At 66.6% G+C, this 7,849-nt stretch carries 7 protein-coding genes and 1 pseudogene; 3 read left to right on the top strand and 5 right to left on the bottom strand.

The window, feature by feature from the left end:
• Positions 1-624: pseudogene (locus tag FKP22_RS14930) on the bottom strand (PAS domain-containing sensor histidine kinase); the annotation flags it as partial.
• Positions 625-827: 203 nt separating this feature from the next.
• On the opposite strand from FKP22_RS14930, the gene FKP22_RS14925 reads away from it, so the two are divergent.
• The 3 genes from FKP22_RS14925 (at position 828) to FKP22_RS14915 (ending at position 4,203) form a co-directional block, all read left to right on the top strand.
• Positions 828-3,122, top strand: coding sequence for an NADP-dependent malic enzyme (locus tag FKP22_RS14925; RefSeq protein WP_141288263.1), 2,295 nt, complete (start codon positions 828-830; stop codon positions 3,120-3,122).
• A 194-nt stretch (positions 3,123-3,316) separates the two neighbouring features.
• The gene (locus FKP22_RS14920) at positions 3,317-3,760 is read left to right on the top strand and encodes a guanyl-specific ribonuclease (RefSeq protein WP_375140583.1); all 444 of its coding nucleotides are present in this window, start codon (positions 3,317-3,319) and stop codon (positions 3,758-3,760) included.
• Positions 3,761-3,807: 47 nt separating this feature from the next.
• On the top strand, positions 3,808-4,203 hold the full coding sequence (locus tag FKP22_RS14915) for a barstar family protein (protein WP_141288262.1): 396 nt from the start codon (positions 3,808-3,810) through the stop codon (positions 4,201-4,203).
• On the opposite strand, the gene FKP22_RS32080 is transcribed toward FKP22_RS14915, so the two are convergent.
• The 4 genes from FKP22_RS32080 to FKP22_RS14900 form a co-directional block, all read right to left on the bottom strand.
• A complete protein-coding gene (locus tag FKP22_RS32080) occupies positions 4,178-4,348 on the bottom strand; it encodes a hypothetical protein (protein ID WP_170200914.1) in 171 nt (56 codons plus the stop codon). The genes FKP22_RS14915 and FKP22_RS32080 overlap by 26 nt on opposite strands.
• A 270-nt stretch (positions 4,349-4,618) precedes the next feature.
• Entirely contained in the window at positions 4,619-5,383 is a 765-nt protein-coding gene (gene rsmA, locus FKP22_RS14910) for a 16S rRNA (adenine(1518)-N(6)/adenine(1519)-N(6))-dimethyltransferase RsmA (RefSeq protein WP_141288261.1), read from the bottom strand.
• A 139-nt stretch (positions 5,384-5,522) separates the two neighbouring features.
• On the bottom strand, positions 5,523-6,869 hold the full coding sequence (locus FKP22_RS14905; protein ID WP_141288260.1) for a peptidylprolyl isomerase: 1,347 nt from the start codon (positions 6,867-6,869) through the stop codon (positions 5,523-5,525).
• Positions 6,866-7,849, bottom strand: a 984-nt coding sequence (locus FKP22_RS14900; protein ID WP_141288259.1) for an LPS-assembly protein LptD, incomplete at its 5' end; no start/stop codon positions are given. The genes FKP22_RS14905 and FKP22_RS14900, both read right to left, overlap by 4 nt.

Raw genomic sequence — 7,849 nt, 5'->3', positions numbered from 1 at the left:
CGACAGCTCGTGCCGGCCGACTTCGGCCTGGCGCACCGTGTCGTCCAGCATGGCTGCCAGACCCAGCGTGGCCACCATGAAGCCGACCAGGTGGCCCGATTGCGTGATCGGCATGCACAGGTCCAGCACCTCCAGGCCGAGGCCGCTGGGCTGGGGCACGAAGTACGAGCGCGAATAGGCCGGCGCGCTGCTGCGGCGGGCGGTGGCGCAGGCAGCCTGCAGCTCGACCTCCAGCTCGCTGCGGCCGATCACGGTGAACAGCGAGAGCTCGGGCCTGCCGTCCAGTGCGAGCTGGACGCGCAGCTCCAGGTCGCGCCGCTCCAGCCGCAGCACCTCGCGGCGCTGGCGCAGCATCTCGGTGGCGTCCAGCCGCCACTGGCGCTCGTCCGGCTCGTTCCACAGCAACGACTGCACGCTTTGCTGGCTGCGCAGCAGCACGCGCCGCATCTCGATGGCCGCCGAGGTGGCGACCGCATCGGTCTCGTCCTGGGTTCGGGCTTCCTCGTAGCGCAGCGTCAGCATCACCAGCAGCGACTGCGCGACCAGCAGCAGCACCACCAGCGCACCCCACAGCAGCCAGCGCATGCCGCGGCGCAGCCGGGGCGCGTCGGCGGGGGTGTCCATCCTCATCGGCGTGGGGTCTCGCGGGCGCATGATCGTGCAGGGAACGGGGCCGAAGTATCTGCGCTGGGCAGAGGCGCCCGGTAAGCAGTTCCTCGCATGCGCCATGCCCGCCGGCGCGCGCACACTGCGCCCCCGCCCCGCCGTTCACTTGCGGCTCCTACAATCGCCGACCCCGGGGTTGGGAATGAAAAGGACACTTTGCGATGCCGACAGCCGAAGAACGAAAAGCCGAACTGCGCCGTGCGGCGCTGGAGTATCACGAGTTCCCGACGCCGGGCAAGATCGCTGTCACTGCCACCAAGCAGCTGATCAACCAGCACGACTTGGCGCTGGCCTACTCGCCCGGCGTGGCCGCCGCCTGTGAAGAGATCGTCGAAGACCCGGCGAATGCCTTCCGCTACACCTCGCGCGGCAACCTGGTCGCGGTGGTGTCCAACGGTACTGCGGTGCTGGGCCTGGGCAACATCGGCCCGCTGGCTTCCAAGCCGGTGATGGAAGGCAAGGGGGTGCTGTTCAAGAAGTTCGCCGGCATCGACGTCTTCGACCTGGAGATCGCCGAGAACGACCTGGACAAGCTGGTCGACGTGATTGCTGCGCTGGAGCCGACCTTTGGCGGCGTGAACCTCGAAGACATCAAGGCACCGGACTGCTTCTACGTCGAGCGCAAGCTGCGCGAGCGCATGAAGATTCCGGTCTTCCATGACGACCAGCACGGCACGGCCATCGTCGTCGGTGCGGCGCTGCTGAACGGCCTGAAGGTCGTCGGCAAGAGCATCAAGCAGGTCAAGCTGGTGTCCTCCGGCGCTGGCGCCGCGGCGCTGGCCTGCATCGGCCTGCTGGTCAAGATGGGCCTGCCCAAGGAAAACATCTGGCTGACCGACCTGGCCGGCGTGGTCTACAAGGGCCGGGTCGAGCTGATGGACCCGGACAAGGCCGAGTTTGCGCAGGAAACCTCGCAGCGCCACTTGTCGGAGGCCATCGAAGGCGCGGACATCTTCCTGGGCCTGTCGGCCGGCGGCGTGCTCAAGCCGGCGATGGTCGCCGCCATGGCCCCCAAGCCGCTGATCTTCGCGCTGGCCAATCCGACGCCGGAGATCATGCCCGAAGAGGTCAAGGCGGTGCGCGACGATGCGGTGATGGCCACCGGCCGCACCGACTACCCGAACCAGGTCAACAACGTCCTGTGCTTCCCGTACATCTTCCGCGGCGCGCTGGACTGCGGCGCCAGCACCATCAATGACGAGATGGAAATCGCCGCGGTGCGCGCGATCGCCGAGCTGGCCCAGGCCGAGCAGCACGACGTGGTCGCCGCAGCCTACGCCGGCATCAACCTCAGCTTCGGCCCGGAATACCTGATCCCCAAGCCTTTCGACCCGCGGCTGATGACGCAGATCGCACCCGCCGTGGCGGAGGCGGCGCAACTGTCGGGCGTGGCCACCCGACCCATCACCGACATGGTGGCCTACCGCGAGAAGCTGCACACCTTCGTCTATGCCTCCGGCACGATGATGAAGCCGATCTTCTCGGTCGCGAAAAAGGCCAAGGCCAACCGTGTGGCCTACGCCGAAGCCGAGGACCGGCGCGTGCTGCGCGCGGTGCAGGTGGTGGTCGACGAAGGCCTGGCGCGGCCGGTGCTGGTCGGCCGGCCGAACATCATCACAGCCCGCATCAAGAAGCTGGGCCTGCGCCTCGAAGAAGGCCGCGACTACGAGATCGTCAACACCGACGACGACCGCCGCTACCGCGACTTCTGGCAGACCTATCACCAGATGATGGACCGCAAGGGCGTGACCGAGCAGCTGGCCAAGATCGAGATGCGCCGCCGCCTGACGCTGATCAGCAGCATGCTGCTGCACAAGGGCGAGGTGGACGGCCTGATCTGCGGCACCTGGGGCTCGACCGCACTGCACCTGAACCACATCGAGCAGGTGATCGGCCGCCGCCCTGGCGTCAAGACCTACGCCTGCATGAACGGCCTGGTGCTGCCGAACCGCCAGCTGTTCCTGGTCGACACCCACGTCAACTACGACCCGACCGCCGAACAGCTGGCCGAGATCACCATCATGGCGGCCGAGGAAATGCTGCGCTTTGGCATCCAGCCCAAGGCCGCGCTGCTCTCGCACTCGAACTTCGGCTCCAGCAACCAGCCGTCCGCCATCAAGATGCGCGACACACTGGCGCTGGTGCAGGCCCAGGCGCCCTGGCTGGAGATCGATGGCGAGATGCACGGCGACGTGGCGCTGGACACCGCTTACCGCGCCGAGCTGATGCCGCGCAGCACGCTCAAGGGCGAAGCCAACCTGCTGGTGCTGCCCAACATCGACGCCGCGAACATCAGCTACAACCTGCTGAAGACCGCCGCCGGCGGTGGCATTGCCATCGGCCCGGTGCTGCTGGGCGCGGCCAAGCCGGTGCACATCCTGACGCCTTCGGCCACGGTTCGCCGCATCGTCAACATGACCGCGCTGACCGTGGCGGACGCCAACGCCGGGCGCTGAGCGCCCACCAACCGGCACCAAAACCGCGCATCCAGGCCAGCGGCAGAAGAACAAGTAAGCGGTTACTTCAATACCCGTCCACTGCACGCTTTTCGGGCAGTGGACTTGTGGTATTTGTGCCAATCAGATAGGATCGCGGTTTGATTCTTCAGGGCAAACCCGTGGTTTTTCTTGGTCGGCTGTCAACAACGCCGATGGAGCGGTCCTGGCGCCAAAAGTTTGATTTTGTGCGTCGTGGCCTCAGCTCCTTCGGTGTGGCAGCAGTGCTGGGAATGGCCGCCGTGGTCCAACTGGCAGGGTCCGGCGCAGCCCTTGCGCGGGAACCGATGGTCGTCACCGCCGAGTCGCTCGGCACGGTGTCGCTGGCCAGCCTGCCGCCCGAGGCGCAGCAAACCGAACGCCTGGTGCGTGCCGGCGGTCCGTTTCCTTTCGACAAGGATGGCGTGGCCTTCGGCAACCGGGAACGCAGGCTGCCGCCTCAGGCGCGAGGCTACTACCGCGAGTACACCGTGCCCACGCCCCATGCAAAGAATCGTGGGGCAAGGCGTTTGGTGTGCGGCGGTCGTCAACCGCAACAGCCTGAAGCCTGTTTCTATACCGACGACCACTACGCCAGCTTTCGCCGCCTGGTGCCGTGAACGCCATTTCGGGATCTGGATTTCTTTGACCAAGGAGGAACGCGACCATGCTTTTGCAGACCGTCCGTCCCAACATCGTGCAGGCGATACGCGCTTATCGGGTGGATGACCTGATGCGCGCGGCCCAGGAATCGGGCCAGCACTTCCTGTTCGCCAATCTGACTGAAGCCCAGTCCAAGCAGGACGTGCTCGAGGGCATTGCCACCTCGTTCTTGTTCCCCCAGCATTTCGGGAAGAACCTGGACGCGCTGTATGACTGCATGACCGACCTGGTGCACAAATCGGGCCAGCAGCCCGGCTTTGTCGTCGTGTTGGAACAGTTGCCGGATAACTCGCGTTTCGACCGCGAATCCCGAGAACAGCTTCTGGACGTCTTCCGAGACGCGGCCGACTTCTGGGCCGAGCGGAAAATCCCGTTCAGATGTTTCTATTCTTTTCAGTAGCCCGCTCCCAAGAAAACGGGTCATGGGAGCGGGCTGCGGAAACGGCCCCCGAAAAACCGGCCAGCAAGGCCAGTACAAAAGCAGGCAGCAACCCCAGCTTCGGCATGAACATGCCGATGATGAGCAGCGCCTTCGACACCGCCATGTGGCAGAACGCCGCTTGAGTTGTGCACCCGGCCTCAGGGACACCTGAGGCCACCCGCCGAGCGGGTAGCGGGGCCGCGTGGCAGCGGCCCGGCGCTGGCCCCGGAGTGTGGTGCACCCGGCTCGGCGGATACGCCGAGCCGCCCGCCAAGCGGGTTGCGCAGCCGCCTAGGGGCGGCCAGGCGCCGGCTGCGCTCTGCGGCCTTGACGGTTGGTGAATGCAAACGGCCCGCGAATGCGGGCCGTTTGCATTGGTGCGTCTGCGTTGAGATCAGCGCGGCGGCAGCGACTGCGCCAGCGCAACGAATTCGGCCACAGGGACTTCTTCGGCGCGACGTTGCATGTCGAACGTGCCTTCAAAGCCTTGTTCATCCAGCCAGCGGCCGAGTGCGTGGCGCAACAGTTTGCGGCGCTGGGAGAAGGCAGCTTGCACCATGGCGCCGAAGCGGGGCAGGTCCAGCGTGGCGGGTTGCGGCAGCGGGATCATGCGGACGACCGCCGAATCGACCTGCGGTGGCGGGTCGAAACTTTCGGGCGGGACGTCGAGCAGGGACTCGATGTCGTAGCGCCACTGCAGCATCACCGAGAGCCGGCCGTAGGTCTTGCTGCCGGGGCCGGCGGCCATGCGGTCGACGACTTCCTTCTGCAGCATGAAATGCTGGTCTTCCACATGCTGCACGTGTTCGAGCAGGTGGAACAGGATGGGCGTGGAGATGTTGTAGGGCAGGTTGCCGACCACGCGCAGCTTGCCGCCCAGTTCGCCGGCCAGCGCGCTGAAGTCGACCTTCAACACGTCGGACTCGATCACGCTGAGGCCTTCCTGCTTGCGCAGGCGGGCGGCCAGGTCGCGGTCCAGCTCGATGACGGTGAAGGCCGGGCAGCGCTCGCGCAGCGGCAGCGTCAAGGCGCCCAGGCCAGGGCCGATCTCGACCACCGGCTGGCCCGGCTTCGGATCGATCGCGCGCACGATGTCGTCGATCAATCCAGCATCGGTCAGGAAGTGCTGCCCAAAGCGCTTGCGCGCCAAGTGCTTCATGACAGCCCCTCGTCCGACGGGTACGTCAGCCGATCCCCCACGGGGGCGAGCGCGGACGTGACTTGTCCGGGGGACAAGTCACGCCAGCAAGCGGCCAGCTTGGGAGCGGCCCGGCGCTCGACCCGCTTGAAAGCACGGCTCACAGCGGCGGCTCGCGCATCTCGATGAAGGCCTTGGCGCGCAGGTCGTCGATCCATTCGGCGTAAGCCGCGTCGAACTTCTTTTCGCGCAGCGCGGCACGGGCCTGCTCACGCGCCTTGATGGGGTCGATGGGGATCTCGCGGCGCTCCATCACCTGGATCAGATGCACGCCGTAGCGCGAGACGATGGGTGTGGAAATGCCGCCTGGCTGCAGCGCGTTCATCGTGATCTCGAACTCGGGCACGAAGGTGCCGGCCGCAGCCCAGCCCAGGTCGCCGCCACGCGAGGCGCTGCCGTCTTCCGAGTAGGCCTTGGCCAGGTCCTCGAAGCTGCGCTTGCCACTGAGGATCTGGGCGCGGAAATCGGCCAGCCGGCGCTGCGCGGCGTCCTGGGAAAGTTGTTCGGACGGCCGCAGCAGGATGTGGCGGGCACGGGTTTGGGTGACGGTGTTGACGTCCGCACTGGCGCGCGAGAGCACCTTCAGCAAGTGGAACCCGGCCGGGCTGCGCAGCGGCTGCGGCGTGACCGCGCCAACCGGCAGGTCCTTCACCGCGGCAACAAACAGGTCCGGCAACCTGTCGGTCGGGCGCGAGCCGATCTCGCCACCGCGCTCCTTGTTGTTGTCTTCCGAAACCGCCTTGGCGACCAGTTCAAACGGCTCGCCGCTCTGGAGCCGGCCCTGCACCGTCTTCATGCGGGCCTGGACTTCGGCCACCTGGGCCTCGCTGGGATTTTCCGGCAGGGTCAGCAGGATTTGCGCGAGGTTGATCTCGTTGCGCGTGGCCTTGGCGGCACGCTGCTCGGCCAGGTAGGCGTCGACCTCGGCGTCGGTGATCTTCACGCGCGAGTTCACCTCGCGCTCGCGGCTGCGCTCGGCCAGGATCTGGTCGCGCAGGTTGGCGCGAAAACGCGTGTAGTCCATGCCGTCGGCCTTGAGCCGCTCGCGCAGCTGCGGCACGGTCATCTTGTTGGCACTGGCGATGTTGTCGACCGCGCGGTCCAGCTCGGCGTCGTCAACCTTGGCGCCACTGTCGCGGGCATTGGTGATCATCACCCGCTCGTCGATCAGCTGTTCGACCACTTCCTTGCGCAGCGCGGCGTCGTCCGGCAGCTTGGCGCCAGAGCGCCCTGCCTCTTCCTTGGCCCTGGCGATGCGCTGCTCAACCTCGACCTGGGTCACCAATTCGTTGTTGACCACGGCCACGATGTAGTCCGCGGTGCGGGGTGCGGGAATCACCGGTGCAGGCTTGGTGCCCACGCGCTGGGCCATCGCACCCAGGTGAGGAAAGGCCAGCGCAGCCATCAGCGGCAGCAGGCGGAAGAGGGAACGCGAGGAAGACATCATGGATTCACCGTGGACGGTGGCGCTGCGTTGTCATCACGCAGCAGCCGGTAACCGGGGATATTGTCCTTCAGGACCTGCAGCGGGTTGCTGCCCAGGCGGGACAGGCCGACCAGCTCCAGCTGGATCATCAGCCGCTTGGTGGCTTCGGACTGGCCGGTGGAGACACGCTCCGCCACCACCCGTGCGATCCAGCAGCCTGCGTCGTATTCGAGGCCGACGATGGAATCGGTGGTGCGGTGGTCCTTCAGGCTGTAGTTGACGCGGCCCACACCATACAGCGTGCCCTGGCAGCTGCCATCCGCAGTTTGCGCACCCTTGCCGCTGAACAGCGGCCATTGGTAGCCGAGCTCGAACTGCTCGCTCAGGCCGCGCGAGTAGCGATAGGTGCCGGCCAGCGTGTGGAACGGCGCCGGGTTGTAGCGCATCGAGATGATGGAGCGCACCGTGCGGCCGAGGTCGGGGTTGTACTGCAGCGTGGTGTCGGTCCGCCAGTCCTGCCCCAGCCGGCCGGCGGCGAACACCAACAGGTCCGAGACATGGTTGTCGCTGGCCTGGCCATCGGCCGTCAGTTTCTGGTCGCGGAACTGGAAGCGCTGCGCGGCGCCCAGGCTGAAGCGCTCGACGCCGGTGTCCGGTTCTATCCAGCGGGTGCTGGCGCCCAGCGTGATCTGGTGCGCGTCGCTGACGCGGTCAATGCCGGTGAACTCGTTGTCGGCGTAGATGGACAGCGAGTTGAAGTCACTGGCTGCGGTGTCGAACAGCGGCAGCGCATCCTGGCCATGCGTGGGCGTGTTCAGGTAGTGCAGGCGCGGCTCCAGCGTCTGCACGAAGCGGGTGCCGAACCAGGTCGAATCGCGCTCGAAGCGCAACCCGCCGTCGATGCTGGCGGTGGGGATCACGCGGTGGGCGCGGGTGCGGCCGTCGGTCATCGGCTCGTCGGTGTCGTAGGCCGCGGCGTTGACCGCCAGGCGGGGCGTCAG

The organism is Ideonella azotifigens, assembly GCF_006519715.1.
Classification (GTDB): domain Bacteria; phylum Pseudomonadota; class Gammaproteobacteria; order Burkholderiales; family Burkholderiaceae_C; genus Ideonella; species Ideonella azotifigens.
The sequence above is the reverse complement of the archived record's forward strand: the minus strand, read 5'-3'. Positions and strand labels throughout refer to the sequence as shown.

Coding starts and splice junctions, on each gene's coding strand:
- FKP22_RS14915 (WP_141288262.1), top strand. CDS start 3,808: ATGCTTTTGCAGACCGTCCGTCCCAACATCGTGCAGGCGATACGCGCT.
- FKP22_RS32080 (WP_170200914.1), bottom strand. CDS start 4,348: ATGGCGGTGTCGAAGGCGCTGCTCATCATCGGCATGTTCATGCCGAAG.
- FKP22_RS14925 (WP_141288263.1), top strand. CDS start 828: ATGCCGACAGCCGAAGAACGAAAAGCCGAACTGCGCCGTGCGGCGCTG.
- rsmA (WP_141288261.1), bottom strand. CDS start 5,383: ATGAAGCACTTGGCGCGCAAGCGCTTTGGGCAGCACTTCCTGACCGAT.
- FKP22_RS14920 (WP_375140583.1), top strand. CDS start 3,317: ATGGAGCGGTCCTGGCGCCAAAAGTTTGATTTTGTGCGTCGTGGCCTC.
- FKP22_RS14905 (WP_141288260.1), bottom strand. CDS start 6,869: ATGATGTCTTCCTCGCGTTCCCTCTTCCGCCTGCTGCCGCTGATGGCT.